At 53.7% G+C, this 23,875-nt stretch carries 25 protein-coding genes; 17 read left to right on the plus strand and 8 right to left on the minus strand.

Features of this window, described 5'->3' with window-relative positions:
* The first annotated feature begins 143 nt into the window (after nucleotides 1-143).
* The 3 genes from glnE to C5Y83_RS18525 all read left to right on the plus strand — a co-directional run bounded on the left by glnE (nucleotide 144) and on the right by C5Y83_RS18525 (nucleotide 4,603).
* Nucleotides 144-3,266 carry a bifunctional [glutamate--ammonia ligase]-adenylyl-L-tyrosine phosphorylase/[glutamate--ammonia-ligase] adenylyltransferase gene (glnE, locus tag C5Y83_RS18510; RefSeq protein ID WP_105331239.1) on the plus strand — a complete coding sequence of 1,041 codons (3,123 nt, stop codon included), beginning with the start codon at nucleotides 144-146 and terminating at the stop codon, nucleotides 3,264-3,266.
* Nucleotides 3,267-3,282: 16 nt separating this feature from the next.
* Nucleotides 3,283-3,798, plus strand: coding sequence for a hypothetical protein (locus tag C5Y83_RS18515; RefSeq protein WP_105331240.1), 516 nt, complete (start codon nucleotides 3,283-3,285; stop codon nucleotides 3,796-3,798).
* A 301-nt stretch (nucleotides 3,799-4,099) separates the two neighbouring features.
* Nucleotides 4,100-4,603 carry a hypothetical protein gene (locus tag C5Y83_RS18525; RefSeq protein ID WP_105331242.1) on the plus strand — a complete coding sequence of 168 codons (504 nt, stop codon included), beginning with the start codon at nucleotides 4,100-4,102 and terminating at the stop codon, nucleotides 4,601-4,603.
* On the opposite strand, the gene C5Y83_RS18530 is transcribed toward C5Y83_RS18525, so the two are convergent.
* Both C5Y83_RS18530 and C5Y83_RS18535 read right to left on the minus strand, forming a co-directional pair.
* Nucleotides 4,600-5,304: a hypothetical protein gene (locus C5Y83_RS18530; protein WP_105331243.1), complete on the minus strand. Its 705-nt coding sequence runs from the start codon at nucleotides 5,302-5,304 to the stop codon at nucleotides 4,600-4,602. The two genes, C5Y83_RS18525 and C5Y83_RS18530, sit on opposite strands and share 4 nt — an antisense overlap.
* Nucleotides 5,305-5,353: 49 nt before the next feature.
* A complete protein-coding gene (locus tag C5Y83_RS18535) occupies nucleotides 5,354-5,695 on the minus strand; it encodes a P-II family nitrogen regulator (RefSeq protein ID WP_105331908.1) in 342 nt (113 codons plus the stop codon).
* A gap of 459 nt (nucleotides 5,696-6,154) precedes the next feature.
* Between C5Y83_RS18535 and C5Y83_RS18540 the strand changes: the two genes are divergently transcribed.
* The 8 genes from C5Y83_RS18540 (at nucleotide 6,155) to C5Y83_RS18575 (ending at nucleotide 12,811) form a co-directional block, all read left to right on the plus strand.
* The gene (locus C5Y83_RS18540) at nucleotides 6,155-6,571 is read left to right on the plus strand and encodes a hypothetical protein (protein WP_105331244.1); all 417 of its coding nucleotides are present in this window, start codon (nucleotides 6,155-6,157) and stop codon (nucleotides 6,569-6,571) included.
* A 154-nt stretch (nucleotides 6,572-6,725) separates the two neighbouring features.
* The gene (locus C5Y83_RS18545) at nucleotides 6,726-7,808 is read left to right on the plus strand and encodes a DUF1559 domain-containing protein (RefSeq protein WP_105331245.1); all 1,083 of its coding nucleotides are present in this window, start codon (nucleotides 6,726-6,728) and stop codon (nucleotides 7,806-7,808) included.
* 47 nt (nucleotides 7,809-7,855) lie between these two features.
* A complete protein-coding gene (locus C5Y83_RS18550; protein ID WP_105331246.1) occupies nucleotides 7,856-8,656 on the plus strand; it encodes a DUF4198 domain-containing protein in 801 nt (266 codons plus the stop codon).
* Nucleotides 8,657-8,993: 337 nt separating this feature from the next.
* Complete coding sequence (locus C5Y83_RS18555) at nucleotides 8,994-9,260, plus strand: hypothetical protein (protein ID WP_105331247.1); 267 nt, start codon at nucleotides 8,994-8,996, stop codon at nucleotides 9,258-9,260.
* Between the two features lie 15 nt (nucleotides 9,261-9,275).
* Entirely contained in the window at nucleotides 9,276-10,481 is a 1,206-nt protein-coding gene (locus tag C5Y83_RS18560; protein ID WP_105331248.1) for an iron-containing alcohol dehydrogenase, read from the plus strand.
* Nucleotides 10,482-10,656: 175 nt separating this feature from the next.
* Nucleotides 10,657-11,481: a sugar phosphate isomerase/epimerase family protein gene (locus C5Y83_RS18565; RefSeq protein WP_105331249.1), complete on the plus strand. Its 825-nt coding sequence runs from the start codon at nucleotides 10,657-10,659 to the stop codon at nucleotides 11,479-11,481.
* 38 nt (nucleotides 11,482-11,519) lie between these two features.
* Entirely contained in the window at nucleotides 11,520-12,314 is a 795-nt protein-coding gene (locus C5Y83_RS18570; protein WP_105331250.1) for a thymidylate synthase, read from the plus strand.
* On the plus strand, nucleotides 12,311-12,811 hold the full coding sequence (locus C5Y83_RS18575; protein WP_105331251.1) for a dihydrofolate reductase: 501 nt from the start codon (nucleotides 12,311-12,313) through the stop codon (nucleotides 12,809-12,811). The genes C5Y83_RS18570 and C5Y83_RS18575 overlap by 4 nt, the downstream gene beginning before the upstream one ends.
* Nucleotides 12,812-12,819: 8 nt before the next feature.
* On the opposite strand, the gene C5Y83_RS18580 is transcribed toward C5Y83_RS18575, so the two are convergent.
* On the minus strand, nucleotides 12,820-13,716 hold the full coding sequence (locus C5Y83_RS18580) for a DNA-methyltransferase (protein ID WP_105331252.1): 897 nt from the start codon (nucleotides 13,714-13,716) through the stop codon (nucleotides 12,820-12,822).
* Between the two features lie 311 nt (nucleotides 13,717-14,027).
* Here C5Y83_RS18580 and C5Y83_RS18585 point away from each other — a divergent pair, with 311 nt between their 5' ends.
* The 3 genes from C5Y83_RS18585 (at nucleotide 14,028) to C5Y83_RS18595 (ending at nucleotide 15,539) form a co-directional block, all read left to right on the plus strand.
* Nucleotides 14,028-14,408, plus strand: coding sequence for an STAS domain-containing protein (locus tag C5Y83_RS18585; protein ID WP_158262408.1), 381 nt, complete (start codon nucleotides 14,028-14,030; stop codon nucleotides 14,406-14,408).
* A gap of 180 nt (nucleotides 14,409-14,588) precedes the next feature.
* On the plus strand, nucleotides 14,589-14,966 hold the full coding sequence (locus C5Y83_RS18590; protein WP_105331254.1) for a VOC family protein: 378 nt from the start codon (nucleotides 14,589-14,591) through the stop codon (nucleotides 14,964-14,966).
* A 57-nt stretch (nucleotides 14,967-15,023) separates the two neighbouring features.
* Nucleotides 15,024-15,539, plus strand: coding sequence for a YbaN family protein (locus tag C5Y83_RS18595; RefSeq protein WP_105331255.1), 516 nt, complete (start codon nucleotides 15,024-15,026; stop codon nucleotides 15,537-15,539).
* Between the two features lie 10 nt (nucleotides 15,540-15,549).
* On the opposite strand, the gene C5Y83_RS18600 is transcribed toward C5Y83_RS18595, so the two are convergent.
* From C5Y83_RS18600 to arsC, 4 genes are all read right to left on the minus strand, one after another.
* Nucleotides 15,550-15,747 (minus strand): hypothetical protein, encoded by a 198-nt coding sequence (locus tag C5Y83_RS18600; protein ID WP_105331256.1) that lies wholly within the window; start codon nucleotides 15,745-15,747, stop codon nucleotides 15,550-15,552.
* Between the two features lie 9 nt (nucleotides 15,748-15,756).
* Entirely contained in the window at nucleotides 15,757-16,260 is a 504-nt protein-coding gene (locus C5Y83_RS18605; protein WP_233207278.1) for a Minf_1886 family protein, read from the minus strand.
* Nucleotides 16,261-16,264: 4 nt separating this feature from the next.
* The gene (locus tag C5Y83_RS18610; RefSeq protein WP_105331257.1) at nucleotides 16,265-17,185 is read right to left on the minus strand and encodes a stage 0 sporulation family protein; all 921 of its coding nucleotides are present in this window, start codon (nucleotides 17,183-17,185) and stop codon (nucleotides 16,265-16,267) included.
* A gap of 179 nt (nucleotides 17,186-17,364) precedes the next feature.
* A complete protein-coding gene (gene arsC, locus C5Y83_RS18615) occupies nucleotides 17,365-17,706 on the minus strand; it encodes an arsenate reductase (glutaredoxin) (RefSeq protein WP_105331258.1) in 342 nt (113 codons plus the stop codon).
* Nucleotides 17,707-18,017: 311 nt separating this feature from the next.
* On the opposite strand from arsC, the gene trxA reads away from it, so the two are divergent.
* On the plus strand, nucleotides 18,018-18,338 hold the full coding sequence (gene trxA, locus C5Y83_RS18620; RefSeq protein WP_105331259.1) for a thioredoxin: 321 nt from the start codon (nucleotides 18,018-18,020) through the stop codon (nucleotides 18,336-18,338).
* A gap of 212 nt (nucleotides 18,339-18,550) precedes the next feature.
* Nucleotides 18,551-19,723 (plus strand): hypothetical protein, encoded by a 1,173-nt coding sequence (locus tag C5Y83_RS18625; RefSeq protein WP_105331260.1) that lies wholly within the window; start codon nucleotides 18,551-18,553, stop codon nucleotides 19,721-19,723.
* 114 nt (nucleotides 19,724-19,837) lie between these two features.
* Here the strand turns inward: C5Y83_RS18625 and C5Y83_RS29615 are convergent, their stop codons facing one another.
* Nucleotides 19,838-20,596, minus strand: coding sequence for a hypothetical protein (locus C5Y83_RS29615; protein WP_199195072.1), 759 nt, complete (start codon nucleotides 20,594-20,596; stop codon nucleotides 19,838-19,840).
* A gap of 594 nt (nucleotides 20,597-21,190) precedes the next feature.
* Between C5Y83_RS29615 and C5Y83_RS18640 the strand changes: the two genes are divergently transcribed.
* Nucleotides 21,191-23,695 carry a sodium-translocating pyrophosphatase gene (locus C5Y83_RS18640; RefSeq protein WP_105331263.1) on the plus strand — a complete coding sequence of 835 codons (2,505 nt, stop codon included), beginning with the start codon at nucleotides 21,191-21,193 and terminating at the stop codon, nucleotides 23,693-23,695.
* The last annotated feature ends 180 nt before the right edge of the window (nucleotides 23,696-23,875 follow it).

A 23,875-nucleotide genomic window follows, 5' to 3' on the forward strand; every position in this document is an offset into this window, starting at 1 on the left:
AGCCGATTTTCGACTTAGAATATAACTTTCCTTGTTTTCCCAAAAAATGTACGCGGTTTCTTCTCTGACGCTGCTTTCTGCGCCCCAAGCAGCCGCCAGCTGGGGACTCGGTCTACAACTTAAACGCCGCTCTTCGATTCATTATGACCGTATCTGACTTCACGAAGCTTGCCGAAAATTCCTCGGAAGCAAGCGAGTGGCTTTCGCAACTGAAAATTGTCGACGTGGCGCGCGGACGTGAAAACTTAAACAGTTTCGTCCGTCTGAACTTGCCGCTTGATCTGCAAGCGTTCTTGTGCAGCAAACTGGCCGAAGCCTTGCCTGGCTGTAGTGACCCGGATATGGCTTTGAACAATCTGGAACGGTTGTTCACTCGCAGTCGAAGTCCGCTGAGCCTGGCGGCAACCTTCGAACGTGATGCTTCCTCGCTGAATACGTTGGTTCGCATCTTCAGCACGAGTCAAAGCCTGAGCGATCAAATTGTCACCGATCCGGAAAGCTTCGAGCTCGTTCGCATCACCGATGGCCAACCGGCAGCACGCCAGTACCTCGTCGACGAAATCGTGGCCGAAGTGAATGCCCTGCATGAAGAGCAAGCGATTATGAAGGCGCTACGTCGTTACAAACGCCGCGAGACCTTGCGTATTGCTTACGGCGACTTGATCTGCAATCAAAACATTGAGACTGTTACTCGGCAGATTTCTTTCCTGGCCGATGCTCTGATCGAAGCAGCCGTTCAAGCCGCTTTCAAATTGGTCTCTCTCCGCTTTGGTAAACCTGCCGCGCGCAGTAGTCGCAACGGACGCTCCGGTTCGCCCCGATTCACGGTGCTGGCGTTGGGTAAGCTTGGTGGTTCCGAGTTGAACTACTCAAGCGACATCGATCTGATGTTTCTCTACGACGGAGATGGCAACACCGACGGTGAAAAGTCGATTACCAACAAGGAATACTTCGAGCGAGTCGGCCAGCGTCTGATGAAGCTGTTGACGGAGCCAACCGAACTAGGGACACCTTATCGAATCGACATGCGACTACGCCCTGAAGGAAGCCATGGCCCGTTGATCAACAGCTTGGAAGGGGCACTGCATTACTACGACATCATGGGACGTACTTGGGAACGACAAGCGTTCGTCAAAGCACGTACCTGTGCGGGCGATACGGCGCTCGGAGACGAGTTCCTGCAGAAGCTGGAACCATGGATCTACCAGCGTTACTTGAGCCGTGCTGACATCACCGGAATCAAGGCGCTCAAGCGTCGAATTGAGAAGCGCGCCACGGCAGCTGGTGCGGCCGATGCTAACGTGAAGACCGGTCATGGCGGCATCCGTGATATCGAATTCGTCATTCAGTTCCTTCAACTGCTCAACGGTGGCGACCTTCCGCAAATCCGCACGCAAAACACGCTGGAAGGAATTCGCACGCTGGAAGAAGTTGGCTGCCTAACTCTGCAAGAGCGGACCATCCTGAAAGACAACTATAGTTTTCTTCGCAAGCTTGAACATCGTTTGCAAATCATGTTCGATCTGCAGACGCATTCGCTGCCGCCTGATCCACACGAGCGGACTAAGCTGGCACTACGAATGGGTTACAGCGATAGCCCGCAGGACGCCGCGCTAGACCAATTCCAAGCCGACTTCGCGGAGAAGACCGAAATCAACCGGAAGATTCTCGATCACCTACTGCACGACGCCTTCCCTGACGAAGAAATTACCGCTCCTTCGGTCGACCTCGTGCTCGACCCCGAACCGACCGCGGACTCCATCGACGAAGTCCTTTCCGACTTCGGCTTCCACGATCCGAAGACCGCGTACGAAAACTTAATGGCCCTCACGCGGGAACGCGTTCGTTTCCTATCAACGCGTCGCTGTCGTCACTTTCTCGCAGCGATCGCACCTCAGCTTTTGGAAGCGATCTCGCAAACGCCGGATCCCGACTCGACCTTGGTCAACCTATCTCAGGTCAGCGATTCCTTGGGTGGCAAGGAAGTACTGTGGGAGCTATTCAGTGCCAATCCAGCCACGTTGCATTTATACGTCCGCTTATGTGCTGGGAGCCCTTACCTGTCGAACGTGCTCATCAGTAACCCAGGGATGATCGACGAGTTAATGGACTCGCTAATGCTCGATCGCCTTCCAAGCCGGCGTTCTCTCGAAGAGATGCTATTGGAATTGTGCCGTGGTGCGGAAGACATCATGCCGATCCTGCATAGCTTTAAGAATCTGATGCACTTGCGAGTGGGTGTCCTCGATACGCTTGGCAAGAAAGATCTCGGCGGACGCTTGCAAACACTTTCGGACGTTGCGGAGGTGTGCTTGCACCAAATCGTGTTCCGCGAGTATCGGCAACTGGTTGCTCGCTTTGGTGAGCCTCGCTTGGCCGATGGCAAACCGTGCGACTTGATTATTTTGGGCTTGGGCAAGATCGGCGGCGCTGAGCCGAACTATCACAGCGATCTCGACATCATCTTCGTTTACGAGGGAAATGGCCACACGGTTCTCGATGCGCGGAGCCGTGGAGGAAGTAGCACCACGAACCAACATTTCTTCGGCCAATTGGGACAGCGCATCATCAAAAGCGTGAACGAACTCGGCCCCTACGGACGACTGTACGAACTTGATCCTCGTCTTCGCCCAACCGGCAAGAGCGGGCCGATGGCCGTTACCCTGGAAGATCTCTACAACTATCACGCCAAAGGGCAGGGGGAGTTATGGGAGCGCCAGGCGCTTACCAAAGCCCGCCCAATATTCGGCTCAGCCGATGGCTGCGAGTCGGCTAACAAAACCATTCGCGAAGCGATCACTTGCCAACCCTGGAAGACATCGGACGCCGACGAGATTCGCAAGATGCGAGCTCGCATGGAAGAGACCGCCTCGAAAAATAACATCAAACGAGGACCTGGTGGAACAGTCGACATCGAGTTCGTGGTTCAGATGCTACAGATGAAGCATCTGTCTGAAAGTCCAGAGATCTTAGTTCCCAACACGCTGGATGGACTTCGGCTGCTTTACGAAAAGGGTTACCTTGCCAAGGAGGATCACGACCACTTTGTCAAAGCCTACGAATTCCTGCGTATGGTCGAAGCCCGCTTGCGATTGATGAATACAACGGCCCGGCACGACCTTCCGGAAGAACGTCTGGAAGTCGCCAAGCTGGCTTACCTGCTGGACTACGCGGACCCAGCCACACTGCTGAAAGAATGCCGCCAGATGACTCGCGAAACACGTCGCCGCTTCGATCAAATCTTCGCTGCGGCCGGAGCAGGATAGGGGATGTGCTTTCGTTATGCCTCGCATCTACGAATACGTCGGCCCGCAAGAGATTCGCGAAAGGTCCCATAATTCTCCACCTGGCGTACCGATCTACTCCAAGCAAGGGCTTCTTAACTGGTTTCATGACCATCGGGAAGATCTCGATCAGGCGAACCAGTTGGTGGCGACATTTGTCATCGATCTGAAAGGAGAACTTCTTCTCGCGCCGCGCCAATCGGAGCATGTCGCCTGTGCGGGTGGCGCCCCGGTGCGAAGCGCCGGAGAGATCACCCTGACAACGAAGGGTGAAGTGTTCGAGATCAGTAACCAATCGACGGGTTACTGTCCTGAACCTGAGTCTTGGCCAGCTTGCCAGGAGGTTTTCGAGCGGCTATCAGTAACCCACCCAGGTCATTTCACTCAGCAAATTATCTTTCGACGTTGCCCGGCTTGTCACGAACGCAACGTTGTGAAGGACGACTGGTTCGTCTGTGCGATTTGCGGCGGCGACTTACCGGAAACCTGGAACTTCTCGTCCGATGGAATCTAACCAAGACATTGAAGAATGCCTGGCAATGCTGCGCATTCATGGAGCGTCAAAGATCGATACCATCAAGGCTCTACGAGCCTTCCCATCGATCTCGTTGAGCGAAGCCAAATCAATCGTTCACAGCAGTCCTGTGTGGCAGGATGTGAAAGAACGAGACGAGGCGTTTCATCACACTTTTCGAGCTTTTCAAAGATGATTCAGAACTACATAGTAACCGATAAACACCCACAGGCATCTTAGTCATCAAGGTGCCTTTGTCAGGCTGCCGCCACCGTTCCCACACGGAAATAATGGGTAAGTCATGGCCTATTCTACCTCGGTCGCCGTTGTTCCGCCGAATCAAATCGAACGCATTCGTGAAGATCCCAACGCTATCCTCACGCCAAACAAGATCAATCCCGTTTCGCATTTGCTGGCGTATTGGATCGAAACACAACCACTCGGATCACTTCTTAGCAAAGCGATCGATGGAGGTCAGCCGTTGCACGCTGACTTTTGGCATCCGTTACGACCTCCGATGTTTCACGGCGAGACGGAGGTTGCCAGTTTAGCGCTCGACCTGACGGAGGCATGGGAAGAAATCGAAGAAGACATTCCGTCCGATGATTGGCTGCGCCATGAAATCAATTACTTGCTGGAAGCGATGAGATATGCAGTCGATACGAACGCTTGTCTGGTAACGGCCCTTGGATTTCCAGGTGGACGTGACCAACGTAGTCGCGTCCGAATTCCTTGGCTTCCGCCTGTGAAACCAGTCATTACGCAATCGATCTGGCAGAAGTGGTTAGCTCGCCTAGTTCGTTAATTAGGTCGACGACCTAGATCGCGTGCGGAAGGAGTGAGCCGCTCTTGTTGAGCTCGTGGGGCGATCATCCCTGGTCGGGATGGCCCACGGTAAAGCTGCTGCTGTGTACGTTCCGTGGCACTAAGGCGATTGCGAGACAGAATATCTCGCGTCGTTCGCTGATTGCCGATAATCGGCACGTTCATATTTCGCACTGGGTCTCGTGAAGGGAGAACGTTGCCCGCTGCATCGGTGATCCGCGCATCGCGTTTCTGCGGCAAAATCGGCAGCTTACCGGCCACATCGTACCCTTGCTCCGTTAACGCTCGTTCCACTGGATTGATCGACAACCGTTCGCGTCCGCGAAGGGGATCATAGATACCTCGGTCGGTTTGCGTCCAGCGACGGATATTACCAGTCACGTTTGTGCCTGCCGGTTCGTCGTAAATCGTCGGTGCTTCAAGATCCTCGTCATCTCGGGTCAGTGCAATGTCTTGACGAGGCATCGCCACCCGTTGAGTTCGTCCGTCGTACAGCGTATTCAACGAAAAGGGTCGACGTGGCGCGAGTTTCGGAACAGGTGGTCGCAACGGGATTTCGACCTCCGGCTCGTCAGGAATCGCGTATAAATCGGGATCCGCGGCCCAGCCGTAAGAAGATGCGTAGGTGGCGACTAACAGAAATAACAGGAGGGCCAAAAGGCCAATGAGCAGGTGTCGCATGATTCGGACTCCTTATGCTCGTGCATTAGGTGCATTACCTAATGCAGAATCAGGTTTCGCGTTGTTCAACTTCCGCTATATCGATCATATCGGCTTGGAAGGAGAGGGGAAGCACAAAGATCTTGCCATCTCCCATACGTCCGCTTCTCGCAACCGCGACAATTTTCCTTAATGTCTCTTCAACTCTAGCATCGTCTAACCAGGCGCTGATTTCGATCTTGGGCAGAAAAGTCTTGGAGTATTCGCTTTCGCTATATTCATCCAGGTAGTTCTTCTGCCGGCCAAAACCCTTCACTTCGCGGACATTCAAAGCTTCTAGCGGTGCCCGACTCAGGGTATCGAGAACCTTCTCGGCCAAATAGGGCTTCACAATGGCGATGATTTGCTTCACGTTCTTACGTTCTTCTGATTTCCGACGAAATGCCCAGAAACACCTGAAACCGGTGCTCCTATTCATCTTATCGTAAACGGGAAGCCAGGGGAGCGGCTAGTCAACTTGGGAAACTTGTTAGGACATGTTGCTAATATTACAATCGAATCTTCCCCGGTGGATAAACGCTTCCATCGTTAATTCCCTCCCCTGAAAGACCCCTCCGAACGGATGCATCCTAAGCATCTTTGGCGATGGCTCGCTCTCGGAAAACGTGCAGTCACGTTTATCCTGTTGGGATGTATGCTTGCTTGGGGAAGCGGCATATCAATTCCTATGCCGAATTTTAAGGACACCAGCACGCCGTTTATGTGCCAGGATCATGCGTGTTCTTGCCGCAACGCGCGGAATTGCTGGAATCATTGTTGCTGCTTCTCTCGTGCCGAAAAACTGGCCTGGGCAGCGAGGCAGAAGGTAGAATTGCCCGATTATTTCGACGAAATCGTAGAGCGCGAGCGTGACACTTCGTCAGAATTCTGTGGTGAGACCGAACCGCAGAAACTTGCCTGTCACGAGCATGACCATCACTGCGATCATTCCGCTCGCCAAGCAAAGTCGAAACCCAAGCTGGCAGCGGCGTGTTTCGGAACAGAAGCCGATCGGTGCGAGCCGACTTCACCAGTTGAGGATTCACCACCACTCACTCCTGTCTCGCTTACCAACGATCTTTGCTGTCGTGCGTTGGCCAGCGTTACTTTGATCTTCTCGCCAGTCCTGGAGTTGGACTTAGGGCACGGCGACCTTGTCTGCATAGCCGACGACTCCTTAGCCACAGCTAATCTTTTGCGGCCTGATTCTTTCCGCGCCGCACCTGACCCGCCTCCACCGCGGGCCTAATGTGTTTCTGCCACATTTTGAATGAGAGTGCGCTACTGCGCGCCTGGCGACTTCGCAAAGCTCCCCAATGAGCAACTGCGCGGTGACCCTATTGCTGTGTGGCTCCCCACTCTCACGAATCGCACAACACATTCTCAACAATATCCAAATAACTATGCACAAACGACAAGCTTTTACGCTGGTCGAGTTGCTGGTGGTGATTGCCATCATCGGTGTCTTGATCGCACTATTACTCCCCGCCGTACAACAGGCCCGTGAGGCAGCTCGGCGGATGTCTTGCACCAACAATCTCAAGCAATTGGGGCTGGCAATGCACAATTATGAATCGGCGCATACAGTGTTGCCTCGATTTGGCCAACGCGACGCGGACTTCTCGGTCCAGGCTCGTCTGCTTCCTTACATCGAGCAAGGCAATCTGTACAACTTGCTCGACTTCTCGCAGATCGCATTCACCGGCAGCTGGAGCGAGAAGATCCCCAATCCCAAGTTCATCGCGGCTTTCTCAACAGAGATCGACGTCTACCTTTGCCCTAGTGATCCGGCTCCAGAAAGTACCACGGTCACCACGAGCGGCGGTCCAGTTACCTATGGTGGTTTGAACTATATGGTCAGCATAGGTAGTGCGAAGGGGACGAACTACGATTTTCGTTGGACGACCGATGGTCCGTTCTACGAACCGAGTGGCTGCCGTTTTGCCAATCTGACCGATGGGCTTTCGAATACGGCACTGATGAACGAAACCGTTCGCAGCGTCGGTGCCGACGAGACATTGGCGGCTGGGCAACTTCCCAGGTTTCCGTATCAGAAGACGCTCAACGGGTCGAGTGGCGTGGGAACAAGCATGGGTTCAAAACGTGGCATGTCAGGAAGTGGAAGCCCGTGGAGCAGCTATACGGATGGCAGTGGGATGATTGCCAATGCGGATGTCGCTTCCTTTTGGAATCAATTCACCAGTTGGCGTGGTGGCGAAAGCCCAGCACTACGTGGCCGTGGCACCTCCTGGGCATTCAGCGGGGCAATTAATTCCGCCACCAATGGCTACCTAAGCCCCAATAGTCGGACGCCGGATGTGGTCACTCACTTCACTGGCTATTTCGCAGCCCGCAGCTTCCACCCTGGCGGAGCCGAGGTGTTATTCGGCGATGGCTCGGTTCGCTTCTTGAGCGACACAATCGACTTGCCCACGAACCGCAGTCTCTATAGCGGAAGTGGTGGGGAAGTGATTGGCGAATATTAATTACTGACTTACTCCATATCTCTCAACTACATCTCAAAGACTTAATCATGAAAAAAACACTTACTACGTTGGCCATGGTTGCAATGACCGCAGTTTCCGCTTCGGCACACGATACGTGGGTCGAAACCAATACGGGGATCGTACGAACGGGCGATGCCATTTACATCGATTTGAAACTCGGAAATCATGGCAACGAGCATCGTGATTTTAAGATGGCGAGCAAAGCCAACCCAGCTGATGGAACTTGGGACGTCGTCACTCCGTCAGGCAAACAGTTTGATTTGACCAGTGTCGCCGTCGACCTAGGTTACGCCCCGAAAGAAGGTTTTTGGAATGCGAAGTATGTGGCGGATACGGCCGGTTTGTATGCTGTATCGCACACGCGCGATCAAGTCGTAAACCACGGACATCCCGTTCGCAGCATTAAAAGTGGGAAGACCTTCTTCATCGTCAGTGATAGCCTTGCTCAAGTCCCCAGCGACTTGACCGGTTTTAATAAACCACTGGGGCATGATCTGGAACTGGTTCCCACCGAGAATCCGGTCGCTCCACTCGGACCTGGCAAGCCGATCTCCGTGAAGCTTTTGTTTCATGGCAAACCACTGGCGAACACACGAGTTTCGTTCATCCCACGCCGGGAAACGTTGAAAGAGGGTTTTGACGAAACATATGAACGAAAAACGAACCAGCAAGGAGAGGCGAGTTTCACGCCGAAAACAGGCGACCAGTATTTGGTCGTAGCCCACGTGAAGCAGCCGGAAGCGAAAGGAGAAGGCTACGACGAAACGGCCTACAGCGCGACGCTGTTGGTGATTGTGCCGGAGCGTTGTCCTTGCTGCGGCGAGTAACCCAAAGAATCGTCCCTCTCTTCGAACTGAGGAGAGGGACCTTCTTTTGCATTATCAGCATGCCACTTATTGCGGTCTCACAACTAGCCGTCAGTCCTGTTGATATCTGGCAAATCTGTTCGATCGAAGTTTCGCTGATCGTTGAAACTTCGGTATCCGCGGTTCTTTCACCGGATTTATGTCTTGCCAGCAGTGATACCATTCGAGAAAAATGCTGGAATTCAGCTGGCCGGAAAGCCGATCGCTTTACAGTCTTCGGCGACTCTGTCACGATGAATACTCGGCCGCACCAGCTTGCGGTCTTATTTGGTTTCTTGATTCGTAAAAGGATGTCCGGATGGCCAAGTCCTACACTAAGCATCAGCAAAATATCATTAAGCGGTATTACGACAACAAGGACGCCATTGCGACGCAGAAGCTGCAAGAAAACATCACCGAGCTCTACCTGGCAGAAGGTAAGAAGCGGGCCACCGTCTGGAAGCGGATTATCGGCCATCTTGAGAAGCTGGAAGTTCCCAAACAACAGATCGACCATTTGGTCAAATCGGACGACGCGACCTTGGTTGCCAAGTACCTCGAACGATTGATGGCCAAGGAAACTTAAGCAGCACGCGGCATTATGGCAGACTCCTGGAGCTTTTTTTCCGCCGGACAGTTTACGTTCGGTTGTGGTTCTCGGCACGAACTTGGCAAACACGCGGTCCGACGAGGTTATCGCAAGCTGTTGATCGTTACCGATTCGACGCTCGCGGGCCTCGGTCTGGTACAGCCGCTGCACGACGACTTGAGCGAGCATGGCGTGCAAGTCGAAGTCTTCGACGGCAGTGCCGCCGAGCCGGACCTGTCGATCGCCGAGAACGCTGCGCTCACGGCGAGAACGTTCCAGCCCGATGCTATTTTAGGCCTCGGAGGCGGCAGCAATATCGATCTGGCGAAGGTAACCTCCGTCCTCGCAACGCACGGAGGTCGGCCGCAAGATTTCTTTGGCTGGGACAACGTACCAAACCCAATCATTCCTGTGATTGCGATGCCAACCACGGCCGGTACCGGAAGCGAAGTATCGCAATCGGCTGTGCTGACCGATAGTCAATCGAGTATGAAGGTCAGTATTCTCAGCCAATTCATGCGGCCAGCGCTAGCTCTTGTCGATCCTGAGCTTACTTATACCTGCCCGAAGCAGGTCACTGCAGATAGTGGTATCGATGCATTGACCCATGCGGTTGAAGCTTATCTCTCCAAAGATGCCGCCGAAATCGCTGCTCAGCCGGGCGAAGCCATCCCGTACAGTGGATGCACACCGATTGGGGAACTGATGGCAGAAGAAGCGATTGCCCTGGTTGCTCGTTACCTGCCAGCTGCTGTGCACGAACCAGAAAACAAGGTCGCTCGCGAGAAGATGGCGTTGGCAGCGTCGTTGGCGGGGCTCGCATTTTCGAATTGCGGCGTCGCGGTAGTCCACGCACTCGAATACCCAATCGGGGGTCGCGTTCATTGCAGTCACGGAGCGGGTAACGGCTTACTATTGCCGTACGTGATGCGTTACAACCTACCGAAGCGGGAAGCGAAACTGGCTCGGATTGCGGAGCTCTTCAATCCGATCGGCGACCATGGCAGCGATATGGAGGCTGCTTTGGTCGCGATTCGTGAAGTGGAACAATTGAAAAGCTTTATCGGTATCCCTGAGAGGCTGACCTCGCTTGGCGTAACGGAAGAGATGTTGCCCGAATTCGCTGACAAATCAATCGCCATCAGTCGGCTGATGAACATCAATCCGCGGACGCCCACGCGTGATGACCTGCTTAAGATTCTCCAGGAAGCCCTTTGATCCGCTGGTTGTTCCAGACTCGCGATTGGCATAGAACGTATGGTTCGCATTCCGTGCTTGTTGGCTGAGCGAGCTATCTGAGGAGCAAACGATCTTCGATCCTGTTCGCTTGCCTGGCTTTCGACGCTCAACCTAGCTTTCTCTCACCCCAAGAGACAGCGCCTTTGAGATATCTATGTTCCGCTACGCAATTTGTAACGAGACCTACCAAGACTGGCCGTTTGAAAACGCCTTGTCGCATGCCAAAGAAGCTGGCTACGATGCGATTGAAATCGCGCCTTTCACGCTAGCCTCAACGGCCTACGATGTGACGGACAAGATGCGAGGTAAGATCCGCGAAGAAATCGTCGATGCGGAACTGGAAGTCGTGGGTCTGCACTGGCTGTTAGCGAAGACTGAGGGTTTCTACCTGACCACGCCCGATGACGACGTCCGTCGGCGCACGAGTGACTACTTCTGCGAGCTGGCCCGTCTTTGTCGTGATCTGGGGGGCAGCATCATGGTGCTTGGAAGCCCCCAGCAGCGGAACCTGCTGCCGGGTGTCAGCGAATCGGAAGCGATGCGTTTGGCGGCCGATTGCATTCGACGTGCGATGCCCACCTTAGAACAGTGCGATATAACTCTAGCTCTCGAGCCACTCGGTCCTGCTGAAGGTGATTTCTTAAATACGGCCGAGAAGGGGATGGAGTTAATGGATCTGATTGATTCTCCCAACTGCAAAATCCATCTCGACGTCAAAGCCATGTCGGCCGAAGAAAAACCGATTCCGCAAATCATTCGAGAAACGGCCCCGAATATCGCGCACTTTCACGCAAACGATCCAAACAAACGCGGCCCAGGCATGGGTGACGTCGATTTCGTCCCTATCTTCCAGTCCTTAAAAGAAGTTGGCTACGACGGATGGGTTTCGGTCGAGGTATTCGACTACGAGCCTGGTATTGAATCGCTGGTAAAAGACAGTATCGCCTATATGCGTCAGTGTGAGTCGGCGGTCGTCTAATAAGTCACGTTCCTTGGCCTCCTAATCAGTTTCCGACGATGCAGCAATATCTCGACCTAATGCGGCGCATCCTAAACGAAGGCGCCGAGAAGCACGATCGAACCGGTACCGGCACGCTCAGCGTGTTTGGTCATCAAATGCGTTTTGATCTTTCCCAGGGATTCCCCGCAGTCACAACCAAGAAGCTGCATCTGCGGTCAATCATTCACGAGCTGCTCTGGTTTCTGCAAGGGGACACGAATATTCGCTACCTTCGTGAGAACAAGGTCTCGATCTGGGATGAATGGGCAGATGAAGAAGGCAACCTTGGCCCAGTCTACGGTAAACAATGGCGAAGCTGGCTCACACCTAGCGGTGAGTCGATCGACCAGATGTCGCAGTTGATTCAACAGATCAAAACGAACCCTGATTCACGGCGGCTGATCGTTTCCGCCTGGAATGTGGCCGATGTGCCGAACATGGCGTTGCCGCCGTGCCATTTGCTGTTTCAGTTCTATGTGGCCAACGGTAGGCTTTCGTGCCAGTTGTATCAACGCAGCGCGGATGTCTTCTTAGGAGTTCCATTTAACATTGCTTCGTACGCATTATTGACGATGATGATTGCTCAGGTCACCGATCTCGAACCGGGCGACTTCGTGCATACCTTTGGCGATGCCCATCTTTACCTGAATCACTTGGATCAAACTAAGCTCCAGCTTTCTCGCGATCCACGTCCCTTGCCAACGATGAAGATCAATCCTGAGGTCAAAGACCTTTTCGCGTTTCGGTTCGAGGACTTCGAGCTGCAGAATTATGAGCCGCATCCGCACATCTCAGCTCCGGTTGCCGTATGAGAATCTCGATGATTGTCGCCGCCAGTCAGGACTGGGTCATTGGCCGAGACGGGGACATGCCGTGGCGTTTGTCCAGCGATTTAAAGAGGTTCAAAAGCCTCACGATGGGGCATCCCATGATCATGGGACGCAAGACCTACGAGTCGATTGGACGCCTGCTACCAGGTCGGACCACAATCATCGTGACGCGCGATCCAGAGTATGTGGTTGAAGGCGCTGTGATCGCCCATACCATTGGTGAAGCAATCTCGGCCTGTGAAGAAGCGGACGAGGCTTTTATCGTCGGCGGAGCCGAAATCTACCGAGCAACACTTCCCTGGGCGACGCGACTTTATCTGACGAAAGTCCATGCCTTGATCCCGGACGGGGATACACATTTTCCACTGGTCAACTTCGCCGAGTGGGAGCTCGAATCGTCCGAGGAGATACCAGCAGACGAGAAAAACCTCTACGCAACTCGGTTCGAGATCTGGGATCGGTTACCGGTCGCCGATTAGCGTTTGAACTACTTAGTGCTGGTCTGCTTCAGACGTCGTCCCTTGGCCGTACTTGGGGCACTCGTTAGCGGGTTCTCTGCTCCTACCAAGGGATCGCCGACCTCAACCTTGTCGAGACGTTCACCCACTTGTTTCGCATAGTCAGGCGAGAGTTCATAACCTAAGAATTGGCGCCCCAATTTCTTGGCCGTGATGAGGGTCGATCCGCTGCCGGCGAATGGGTCCATCACCACTTCGCCTTCGTTCGAGCTGCACTTTATGATTCGACCCAGTAGTTGCTCTGGCATCTGGCAGCCATGAAACCCGGCGCGTTCTTTGAAGGTACCGGCGACACGGGGGAAGTACCAGGTATCTTCTTCACTACTGAAGCTTTCGGGCGCATCTTGTGGTCGAAGAATCCAAGTATCGTCCGGCACCCGCCCCTTCGGATTGGCTCGCTTATCGCCGTAAACGAGCATCCTGGCGCTGGGCACTCGGACTTCCGTATCGTTGAACGTGAACTTCTTGGCGTCTTTCGTAAAGTAAAAGATGTGAGCGTGACTGCGTGTGAATTTACTTTTGCAATGAACGCCAAACGTGTAGTACCAAACCACCCAATTACGACAATGAAAGCCAAGCGTGCGCGTCGCCAGAACTTTTAGCTCGGCGGCGAATTCATCTCCGATTGCCAGCCAAAATGCTCCTGTCGGCTTCAGCACGCGATGAACTTCTTTCATCCATGCCTCACTCCAATCGAGATACTCATCGACCGAGCGGCGGTCGTCGTAGACGTCGTACTTATACCCGATATTGAAAGGGGGATCCGCGAAAGCCAAGTCGATCGAGCCTTCCGGAAGCTTCTTCATCTGGGCGATACAATCGCCGGTGGTTACTCCCGAAGCAGGGATCTCAAGAGGCTTCGCCATGGCAGCCCTCCTTGGCGGTGATGTTTCTACGAAACAGGCATTTTAATCAGTTCCCCAGTGTAAAGGCAGTCGTCACGCCGCGCAATCCTGTCAATGGAGGCGATCGCGCCGTTTCTTTGCCTCAAATAGCCCAAGACAACGCACCAAAGACGCTGTTGGAGTTCCGTCTGAGCAGAAACCTTGCGGCTTTCGAGATCAGGGAGTTGACCCACCAATATTGGTAGGTGATGTTAGTAATTATGACGTCGTTGACGGGTTCTCTTCTCCCGAGACGTTGCGCGGCGAAGCACTTTACCTGGAAATGTCCTGACATGAGCGATGCCACTACCGATTTGGTTCACCAAACTCTCACCGATGATGTCCTGGTCCTGACTCCCCAGGTCGACCAAATGCGCGAGACCGATGTCTGTTATGCCGTCCGCGATGGAATGACGCACTTCGTACAGAATATCGAGCATCGTCGCGTCGTCATTGATATGAAAAACGTCACTTTCGTCAGCAGTACTGGCATTTTGGCGTTTCTAAATCTGCGGCGTTCCGTTCCGAACTCCGACGAACGGATCATTTTCTGCCATCTCTCAGACGACCTACTAGGCATGTTTCGGATTTGCAAACTGATCTCAGACGATCCTCAGAATCCCACTCCATTCCGAAACGTCGACACGCTAGAAACGGCGATTTCGGAAGCCTGATGTCTGACAGATGGACGTTAAATGACGTCCTCATCGGCAAATGGAGAGTTGCGGGGATGACTTTTCATTTGTAGCCTTATACTCAGACGAACCTATTCTTCCAGGCCTGGTGGAGGTCGCCATCCTTTGCGAGGACGGCCTCACTCGCCTACGTTTTTATAAGTAAGGCCTCCCACCCTCATGCCCGACCTCCTGCTCGAAGCCGTTAACCCAGTACTGCCGTCCCGCGACGTGAAGCAGTCGATCCAGTTTTACTGTGAAAAACTCGGGTTTAAACTTTCGTTTCAAGATGCCGACGATCCTCGCTATGCGGCCGTCACACGTGACCGGGTTGAGATTCATCTTCGCTGGCACGATGCTTCCAGTTGGGATCGAGTTGAGCGTCCGAACATTCGCATCGCCGTTTGCGACGTCGAACATCTTTACAGCGTGTTCCAACCACTGGGAATCTTCGCTTCCGATACCACACTCCGCGATACGGCCTTCGGCACAAGGGAATTCGGTTTCTTTGATCCGGATGGCAACTTGTTGACGTTTTACTCGGACCTCGGGCAGTAGAAACTCAATTTCACGTGCCCCTGTCCTTCCAACTGGAGAGGTCCGCCTGAGCATACGATGACCCATCCTCCGGTCCCACAGATATCGTGGACAAGACGTTTGCTCTACCTTGGCTGCGCAGCATTTTTCTTCAGCCTGGCCGTGCTCGGGATGATCCTGCCAATTGTCCCGGCGACCCCTTTTCTGCTAGTGACCAGCTACTTTCTCGTGCGGTCATTTCCAAAGCTGAACGACCTTTTGCTCGATATGCCGTACTTCGGTCCCATTTTGTACGACTGGGAGGTCCGCAAAGGAATCAAGGCCAGCGTTAAGCTTCAAGCGATTGCCACCGTTGTTTTGGGGTGGGGGATCTCGATCTGGCTTTTTCCGATTCCTGTGTGGGCTTTGGTGATCATGGCCGTTCTGGTCACAATCGGGATCTTGGTGATCTACCGAGTACCAGAGCCGCGCGATCCATTGGAGGCCAAACCAGAGAGGGATCAGGAAGAAACACGAACCGACTATCCTGATCCAGACAATCCGTACGCCTCGCCGCACGAAATCGACCCGGTTCGAAACGACTCGCAAACGTAATTGATTGCGATCAAGCAATCCCCTTCTGCTGCAGTGCCAGATAGACCAGCAGCACGACCCACAGCACGGCGATCGCAATCATTGCCACGAGGAATACGCGGTTGCGTTTCGGCGGATTGCTGGTTGGAAGAAACGTCGGAACAGTGCGAGGTTCTTCAGGCGGAGCCGCTGGCCGCGATTTCTTCTTCTCTTGCTTAGCCGCCGTCATGATGTCGCCTTAGGCCGATCCCGTTTCTTCCGAGAGTTCGAAGTCAAAGTTCTTGACGAACGCATCTTCGAAGTCGTATTGATCGTCGAAGTCTTCACGTCGATCGCTCTTCGACTTCTTCATCATATTGATGCTAATTAGGTTGTAGACAATTTCGCCGAAGTCGCTTGTCGTGTGGATCCCCCACGAGTTCAACACCACTTTGGCCAATAATCCGTACTGCTGCGTGGCGTATTGGCGAATCGCCTGACACAAGACCTGGCCGGTCAAATGACTCTCGGCTTCTTCTTCCTCTTCCCACGATTCGATTTCATCATCATCGTCGTCTTCGTCCTCGAAACACTCCAGATCAAGGTCTTCCAGATCTTCTTCGTCGGCCAATTCGTCATCGGCATCTTGTTGGAATCGCTGGCCAAATGAGAGGGCTTCTCGAACGAATTGGTACGCTTCCATGCGAAAGCGCGGGTCGTCTTTCAGTAATTGCATGAATGCGGAATAAGTGTCTTCGGACATTCGTTTATTCCTCGCTATCGTCTTGTTGCTTGGGGGTGTCCTCGCCACGATCCTCGCTCGGCGCTTTCTTGTCTCGGCGTTTTCCTCGGCGGGAACCTCCACCAGGATTACCGCTACCGCGCTTGAGGACCGTTAACACTTCGCTGGCATCGATCATGATGTTGCGGTTGTCTTCCATCCGCACGAGCAATTGTCCGGCCAGGATCTCATGATTCAATACGCGACCGCGACCATTGCCGGTGACGATCTCGCTGCCGATGGGTGGCAGATCTCGTTGCAGTTCTTCATAAGTATCGTACTCGTAACGCAAGCAGCATTTTAGCCGTCCGCAGCGTCCCGAGATTTTGGTGGGGTCCAGTGTCGCTTTTTGGAGTTTTGCCATCCGCATTGAAACGGGTGGCATTTCACTAAGGTGCGTATTACAGCAAACTGGCTTGCCGCAATCACCAAAATCGGCCAACAACTTCGCTTCGTCTCGGACGCCGATCTGACGCATCTCGATACGGGTTTGCAGTTCCGCTGCTAGCGCTTTGACTAAATCCCGGAAGTCGACCCGGGCCTCGGCCAGATAGTAAACGACGACCCGCTCGCCACCAAATAGATGTTCGATATCGACCAACTGCATCGGAAGATTCATTTCGGCAATCACCCGCCGCACCGTTTCGATCTCGCGAGCGATATCGCCGACCATATGCTGCGTCTGCTTTTCGTCCTCTTCGGACATAGCACGCATGATCGAGCCGAACGTTGGATCGCTGAGCTGCTTCACCGCCTCGTCGGTCGCTTCGCACAAGACATCCCCGACCTCCAAGCCGCGCTTGGTGCGAACAATGACTTTGTCGTCGCGACCATATTCATCCTTGGCTCGGGACGAGAACACGCCCAAAAAGCGCATGGCCCCATAGCGAACGATGTACTTCGCCATACTGGTATCTTTTATATTCCGGCAGGCCCGCCAAAAGAACGTGCCTGACAAGCATGAATGGTCACGTCGTTTCCGCAAGGGAGGAGCTTACGTGCCATTGATTAGTTTTGGGAAACCTTTGAAGTATAACCTGTTTCGGGCATTCCTTGAAATCTGCCCTCCCCAAATCGGTGTTATCATCACCCCAATATTTCGTCGACACTCTCTGGCGGACGGCCAAGCCGGGCCTGGCTGCCGACCACAACGATAGGCCGTTCGATGATCTTGGGGTTGGCAGCCATTTGCGATATCCACTCTGTCTCGCTGGTCGGTTGCGGCAATCCGAGTGCCTTGTGATCCTTCTTGCGGATCAGTTGCTCGGCCTTCAACCCAAGCTTTTTTAGCAACTGTTTCAGCGTTTTCTCATCCAGAGGCTCTTTCAAATACTCCACCACCTTAGGTTCGATGCCCTTATCTTGCAGCCTGGCAAGCGTTTGCCGACTCTTCGTGCATCGTGGATTGTGATAGATGGTGACCTGCATGACTTGACTCTAATCAGGGGGTAGATGGAATTTAGGCGATTCGAGCAATCAGGGGGAATCGTCGTGTAACGCTTCCAGGGTACCTGGCATCGTAGATAACAGCGATGCAAGATGGGCCTTAGCCGGTTGTCCCGGCAGGAACGTACCCCATAATAGAAGCAAGGCCCCCGGCTTGTGAACCTGACTGGAATCCGCAATTCTATGGAGTTGAAATCGGATTTAGCCCGTTGCAAGACGTCTGGGTAAAACGAGTTCCCTCAAAGACAGCATACGAACGTACACCTATATCCATTTGATCGGGAGTAGCCACCATGGCCAACGTGTTTAACGACGACAACTTCGACGCCGAAGTCCTTCAATCGAGCGAGCCAGTCCTGGTCGACTTTTGGGCTCCGTGGTGCGGTCCTTGCCGTCAATTGGCTCCTGTGATCGATCAACTCGCTACCGAATACGAAGGTTCGGTCAAAGTTGGTAAGGTCGATACAGACCAATGCCCCAATCTCGCCGTGAAGTACGGAATCCAAAGCATTCCGACCATCATGATTTTCAAGAACGGCGAAGTCGTCAATCAGATGCTGGGCAACCAGCCGAAGGCGAACTTGCAGCAAGCACTCGATGCGGCCAAGGGCTAAACGCAAACAGTTGCACGCTTCTATGAAGATCGCTAGCAAAACGGAGGTTTCCCCCCTCCGTTTTGTTTTTGCTAGCACCATTGGAATTGCCATGAACCGCAGCAATTCAATCGCGCCAGGCGTTAAACTCAACTTCTCAGGCAGAACATGCCGATGCGAAGAGATGGCCGAGGGTCCTATATTCGTCCGCCGACCTCCTTCGATGATTCGCCATGAAGTCTTCTGCCAATCGCAATACCGATATCACGCCTCAGCGACGTGACGATTCCCGTCATGTGACGCCGGAGTTGCGAATCGATCCACCGCACGAGACGAACACCGAATCTTCGCATGCTGAAATGCTTGAGGAGGACCAAGGAGTCGATCTCACCGCCGCCGATCTCGAAACCTTACCAGACTGGCAGCGTCGACAGATCAACCAGCTTGCTCGCTTACTGCGTGATCGGCAGGTCGACCTGGATCGCCGCGAAGCGGAACTAAACGCTCGCATGGCGAACTTCGAAAGTCAGCAGCGTTCGGCCGCGTTTGCCCATGCAGAACATTTGCCCAAGGCGGCACCTTCACCATCGAGTGGAACGACTTCAGCGGAAGCGTCCAATCCGCTTCGAAGTATCGAGGAAAAAATCCGCTCCTGGCGGCGCAAGTGGCGTGGCGAAACCTCCGAGCCATCCGTCGAGCCGATTATCGACGAAAGCGTCACTGTTCGTCTTGAGAAGCTGGCCGAGGCGGAATCTCAGCTCGCACAACAGTGGGCACTGCTGAAAAATGCACGGTCACTGCAAGCGTTGCGCGAAAAAGAATTCGCTGGATACGCCCAGAAGGTCGAACGCGAGATGGAGCAGAGCCGCTCGCAACACCACCTTTGGCTCGAGCAGGAACAAGAACAACTTGCTCGCCAACAAGAAGACGTTGAACGTCGCGAGTCTGATCAAGCAGGCGTGCAGCAAGAATTGGAATTGGCATTTGAAGAGTTGCAGGTCATTCGCGATCAGCTGGAACTAGCTTGGGCGGAGATTCGTGTTCGAATTCCATCCGCCCTACGTCGACGACTCGATCAACAGACCGAGCAAGCGGTCGATCACTTTGACAAAGCGTTACATTCGCGTAACCAATCTTCGAAGCTGGAAATTCGCCACCTGCTGCATCAATTGGAACTTGCCAAACTGGACATTCAGGAACAACAAGTTCAGCTCGAAGATGACACACAGCAACAGTTCAGTGAGCTGCGCCGCGCTCGACGAGAACTATCCGACCGTGAAGCATTGGTCCGAGCTCAATTGAACGATCTACGTCGTGAGCAAGAGACGCTCAACGAGACGAAGCTGGAGATCCTTAAAGAGCGTTATCAAGAGCTTAGCCAAGAGATGCTTCCGAAGGCCGCCTAACTTGGTCTAAGCGGTTGCCATGATAATAAAAAAGGGGACGCTCAATTGAGCGTCCCCCGAATCGTGCTGATTCATCTTGAGCGGCATCTCTGCCGTGTTGCGACAACCGTTAGGTTAGTTGCCTTCGCTCAGTGAAGTGTAGGAGGAGCTTTCCTGCTGCTTCTTACGAGCTTTCTCAACTTCCTTGGCGTACTCGGCTGCTTTGTAGGCAACTTGCAGCTCTTGGCGGCTGAAATAAGGAGTGTCTGGGCCAATCAGGTGCTTGATTCGCTTGTTGGCCAGTTCTTCCCAGCTCATGCCGTTGTTCAAGTGCCAAGCTGCTGCTTGAGCACTTCGTTGATTCAATTCGCCGCTACCAAGCAGATGGCACAGCTCAGCAACACCTGGCTTAGTGGTGTACGAAGCGATTGGCTTCAGTTCGTAAGGAATTTTTGGATCTGGATCTTCCAGGCCATGGTCGAGGCAGACTCCTTGAACTTTGATCTTCTGGGTCTTCTCAGGCATGACGTTGAAGAATCCACCTCCACCGCCGCCCATGCCGCCCATGCCGCCGCCGCCCATGCCGCCCATGCCGCCACCGCCGAAGCCGCCGCCACCGCCGCCAAATTGGGCCAATGGCACGCCAGCGAATGCCGCAGGCAACGCGATACGCATCTTCTTCTTAGTCTTGTTGGTGAAGATCACGGTGCCCTTCTCGGAGTTCATTGGGATGAACTTCACTTCGATGTCACCGTTGTCGATCGCCTGGAACATTTCGACCGTCACGACTTCGTCGGTCGAATTCTCCGATTTGTCAGCCGCAATTACTGCTGTGGCAACAACGCCCAGCATGGCCACGCAGCCAACCCATCGCCCAAACATGTGCCATTTCATAAGAAGAATGCTCCTGTGATTCGCACCGAAAGCGAATATCGGCGAATCGATTAACGACTTCGAGATGATTCTTTAGACAAGATCCGACGCGGCTTTGCCTATAAACGAGCCGGACGCGGATGCTTCTCCTACCCAATACGTAGGAAACACGACAACTAAAGCTTAATCGCTTCAAGCACTGAAGCCAACAATTTTGCAGCGGGATTATTCCCCTTTGTGAAAGGAATCTTATCCACTCATCCTGGGGGAACGCGCGGTAGAATGGGATATCTGGGCTGAAACCTCACCTTATTGGAGGATATTTGCCTCTCAGCACGCAGGGTATCTCACTTGTAGACGCTGAATCCAGGAATCACTTAGGCCTCCTTACTAAGGTACAGATCACTCCGCAAACACCACATCTAAGGAAAAGAAATACCGACAAATCATTTCAGCCACCCCAATATTCCGGTTTGCCAGGGTCCGATAATGTGGATAATAACGATAGCATCCGCGATACACCTTCCTCGTATGAAGAATGGATCCCACGGCGATTAACCCCGTGTCGATTTTCACACCTCGGATTATCCCGTCGGCTTACAAAGGAATGGCACCATGAGTCTCGGCGTCTGGTTGTTGTGGTCTTTCGTCTTCATCGCCTCGCTGGCGGCCTTGGTTCAGGCCTACTTTTTCTTCAAAGGGATGCTCGAGGCAGATCCAGGCACCGATCGCATGCGTGAAATCGCTGGATTCGTTCGCCAAGGCGCCAACGCCTATCTGACGCAGCAGTACACCGTCGTCGCCGTGTTCTTCGTTGCGATCAGCTTAGTGCTCGCCCTGTTGGCGTTTGTTTTCGAAGTTCAAAGTCATTGGGTGCCGTTCGCATTTATGACCGGCGGTCTCTTCTCGGGACTTGCTGGCTGGATTGGCATGAAGACCGCCACCTTAGCCAGCAGCCGGACAGCTGCGGGTGCCGAACGTTCGCTGAATCAAGGGTTGCAAATTGCTTTCCGAAGTGGCGCCGTAATGGGGCTGACCGTTGTTGGGCTCGGCCTGTTGGATATCACCATCTGGTTTGCGGTGCTGTACGGCATCTTTCAGCTATCGCTTTTGGAAGTAACCGTCACCATGCTTTGCTTTGGGATGGGGGCCAGTTGTCAGGCACTGTTCGCGCGTGTCGGCGGTGGGATCTTTACCAAGGCCGCGGACGTTGGAGCAGACCTCGTAGGAAAAGTCGAAAAGGGGATTCCTGAAGACGATCCACGCAACCCAGCATCGATTGCGGACAACGTAGGGGATAATGTTGGCGACGTGGCTGGCATGGGTGCCGACCTTTACGAAAGCTACTGTGGCAGCATCTTGGCCACGGCAGCTTTGGGAGTGGCAGCGTTCGCTTCGCCGGGCATTGCGTCTGCAGCAGGTTTCGAAAACATGGCGGACGCTCAGCTTCGCGCGTTGTTTCTTCCGATGTTGGTGGCTGCCACCGGTGCGTTACTTTCCATCGCCGGCGTTTATCTTGTTCGGACCAAAGAAGATGCCAATCAAAAAAATCTGTTAGCGGCACTTTCTCGCGGTATTAATGCTTCGACTGCGGCAGTCGCCGTGCTGTCGATCGTGATTTGCATATTTCTGATGCCGGTAGTTCCCGGGGCTTCCTTCCAGATTGGCATTACGATCCCAGGCGTCGCCTTCAGCATCTTGGTTGGCTTGGCTGCTGGATGGTTGATCGGAAAATGGACGGAGTATGCCACCAGCGACGAATTCACACCTACCAAGCGGCTTGCAGAACAATCCGAAACAGGGCCGGCGACGATCATTATCGGTGGAATTGCCGATGGCATGCTCAGTGTTTGGCCGCCGGTGATTGTGATCACCGTGGCAACGATCGCCGCATTTGGCTGTGCTAACGGCTGGAACTTCAACGACCCGAGTCTGTTCGCCCTCGGTCTGTATGGCGTCGGCATCGCTGCGGTTGGCATGCTCAGCACCCTCGGAATCACTCTGGCCACCGACGCTTATGGGCCAATCGCTGATAACGCCGGCGGCAATGCCGAGATGTCTGGCTTAGAACCCATCGTGCGAGAACGAACCGACGCGCTCGATAGTCTTGGCAATACAACAGCCGCCACAGGGAAGGGCTTCGCAATCGGCTCAGCAGCGCTCACCGCGTTGGCCTTGATGGCAGCCTATGTCGAGGAAGTTCGCGAGGGCTTTCGTCGCTGGGGCGAAAGTGTGGCGGAGCAAGTCGAGTACGACACGCCGACGAAAGTCAGTCCAGGTTTTGTCGTCTACAAGGAGAAGCACGATGGGGAAGATCACGTGCACGGCTACCTCACGATGCCAGGCGACCTGCGGCACGAGAAAGTCCAGGCTCTCTGGAAACAGCTTGGCACCGACGGCAAACCAACGGCGATTCCGCTAAACCTCGTGGAAGTCGTCAGCACCGAAGGCGAGCCGGAATTGAAATTCGCGGGTACTGAGAACGAACTCATACACGTCCATGCGGCAACGCTTAGCGACTACACCAACTACTACGAGGCCAACGTGATGAATCCTCGCGTTCTTGTCGGGATCTTTATCGGAGCGATGGCTACGTTTGTCTTCTGCGCGCTCACGATGAAAGCAGTAGGGCGTGCCGCGAAAGGAATGGTGGAAGAAGTCCGTCGCCAGTTCCACGAAAAAGCGGGCATCATGGATGGAACCGAGCTACCTGATTACGCCGCACCGGTCGAGATCAGCACGAAAGCCGCACAGATGGAAATGATCATTCCTTCCCTTTTAGGTCTGATCACGCCCATCGCGGTTGGGTGGCTTCTTGGCGTCGGTGGTGTTTTGGGATTGTTGGTAGGAGCGCTGACGACGGGATTCTGCCTGGCGATCTTCATGGCCAACAGCGGTGGCAGTTGGGACAACGCCAAGAAGTATATTGAAGCTGGCCACCACGGCGGCAAAGGAAGCGACTCTCACAAGGCGGCAGTCGTGGGAGATACCGTTGGCGATCCGTTTAAAGATACCAGCGGCCCCAGCCTCAACATTCTGATCAAGTTGATGAGCATGGTCAGCGTTGTCGTCGCCGGCTTTGTCGTTCGGTACAGCTTGATGGCGATGGGGATTTTTTAGGACAACCCTGCGTACCTCAGCGGCCAAACATCTCTCGAAATACCCGAGATTTGGCTTATCCCCATCTAGAAATAACGCTGCGCCCGTTTAATGGTGCCCAACCTGCCACTACAGGCCCTATAATCCATGTCCATTGATACAAAACTCAATTTTTACCTCTTTTTTTCTCTGGGGCGGCGT

It is taken from the genome of Blastopirellula marina, from assembly GCF_002967765.1.
Classification (GTDB): domain Bacteria; phylum Planctomycetota; class Planctomycetia; order Pirellulales; family Pirellulaceae; genus Bremerella; species Bremerella marina_A.

What these genes read in the sequence shown, in the direction of transcription:
- glnE (WP_105331239.1), top strand. Translation starts at nt 144, where the DNA reads ATGACCGTATCTGACTTCACGAAGCTTGCCGAAAATTCCTCGGAAGCA.
- C5Y83_RS18515 (WP_105331240.1), top strand. Translation starts at nt 3,283, where the DNA reads ATGCCTCGCATCTACGAATACGTCGGCCCGCAAGAGATTCGCGAAAGG.
- C5Y83_RS18525 (WP_105331242.1), top strand. Translation starts at nt 4,100, where the DNA reads ATGGCCTATTCTACCTCGGTCGCCGTTGTTCCGCCGAATCAAATCGAA.
- C5Y83_RS18530 (WP_105331243.1), bottom strand. Translation starts at nt 5,304, where the DNA reads ATGCGACACCTGCTCATTGGCCTTTTGGCCCTCCTGTTATTTCTGTTA.
- C5Y83_RS18545 (WP_105331245.1), top strand. Translation starts at nt 6,726, where the DNA reads ATGCACAAACGACAAGCTTTTACGCTGGTCGAGTTGCTGGTGGTGATT.
- C5Y83_RS18550 (WP_105331246.1), top strand. Translation starts at nt 7,856, where the DNA reads ATGAAAAAAACACTTACTACGTTGGCCATGGTTGCAATGACCGCAGTT.
- C5Y83_RS18555 (WP_105331247.1), top strand. Translation starts at nt 8,994, where the DNA reads ATGGCCAAGTCCTACACTAAGCATCAGCAAAATATCATTAAGCGGTAT.
- C5Y83_RS18560 (WP_105331248.1), top strand. Translation starts at nt 9,276, where the DNA reads ATGGCAGACTCCTGGAGCTTTTTTTCCGCCGGACAGTTTACGTTCGGT.
- C5Y83_RS18565 (WP_105331249.1), top strand. Translation starts at nt 10,657, where the DNA reads ATGTTCCGCTACGCAATTTGTAACGAGACCTACCAAGACTGGCCGTTT.
- C5Y83_RS18570 (WP_105331250.1), top strand. Translation starts at nt 11,520, where the DNA reads ATGCAGCAATATCTCGACCTAATGCGGCGCATCCTAAACGAAGGCGCC.
- C5Y83_RS18575 (WP_105331251.1), top strand. Translation starts at nt 12,311, where the DNA reads ATGAGAATCTCGATGATTGTCGCCGCCAGTCAGGACTGGGTCATTGGC.
- C5Y83_RS18580 (WP_105331252.1), bottom strand. Translation starts at nt 13,716, where the DNA reads ATGGCGAAGCCTCTTGAGATCCCTGCTTCGGGAGTAACCACCGGCGAT.
- C5Y83_RS18585 (WP_158262408.1), top strand. Translation starts at nt 14,028, where the DNA reads ATGAGCGATGCCACTACCGATTTGGTTCACCAAACTCTCACCGATGAT.
- C5Y83_RS18590 (WP_105331254.1), top strand. Translation starts at nt 14,589, where the DNA reads ATGCCCGACCTCCTGCTCGAAGCCGTTAACCCAGTACTGCCGTCCCGC.
- C5Y83_RS18595 (WP_105331255.1), top strand. Translation starts at nt 15,024, where the DNA reads ATGACCCATCCTCCGGTCCCACAGATATCGTGGACAAGACGTTTGCTC.
- C5Y83_RS18600 (WP_105331256.1), bottom strand. Translation starts at nt 15,747, where the DNA reads ATGACGGCGGCTAAGCAAGAGAAGAAGAAATCGCGGCCAGCGGCTCCG.
- C5Y83_RS18605 (WP_233207278.1), bottom strand. Translation starts at nt 16,260, where the DNA reads ATGTCCGAAGACACTTATTCCGCATTCATGCAATTACTGAAAGACGAC.
- C5Y83_RS18610 (WP_105331257.1), bottom strand. Translation starts at nt 17,185, where the DNA reads ATGGCGAAGTACATCGTTCGCTATGGGGCCATGCGCTTTTTGGGCGTG.
- arsC (WP_105331258.1), bottom strand. Translation starts at nt 17,706, where the DNA reads ATGCAGGTCACCATCTATCACAATCCACGATGCACGAAGAGTCGGCAA.
- trxA (WP_105331259.1), top strand. Translation starts at nt 18,018, where the DNA reads ATGGCCAACGTGTTTAACGACGACAACTTCGACGCCGAAGTCCTTCAA.
- C5Y83_RS18625 (WP_105331260.1), top strand. Translation starts at nt 18,551, where the DNA reads ATGAAGTCTTCTGCCAATCGCAATACCGATATCACGCCTCAGCGACGT.
- C5Y83_RS29615 (WP_199195072.1), bottom strand. Translation starts at nt 20,596, where the DNA reads ATGAAATGGCACATGTTTGGGCGATGGGTTGGCTGCGTGGCCATGCTG.
- C5Y83_RS18640 (WP_105331263.1), top strand. Translation starts at nt 21,191, where the DNA reads ATGAGTCTCGGCGTCTGGTTGTTGTGGTCTTTCGTCTTCATCGCCTCG.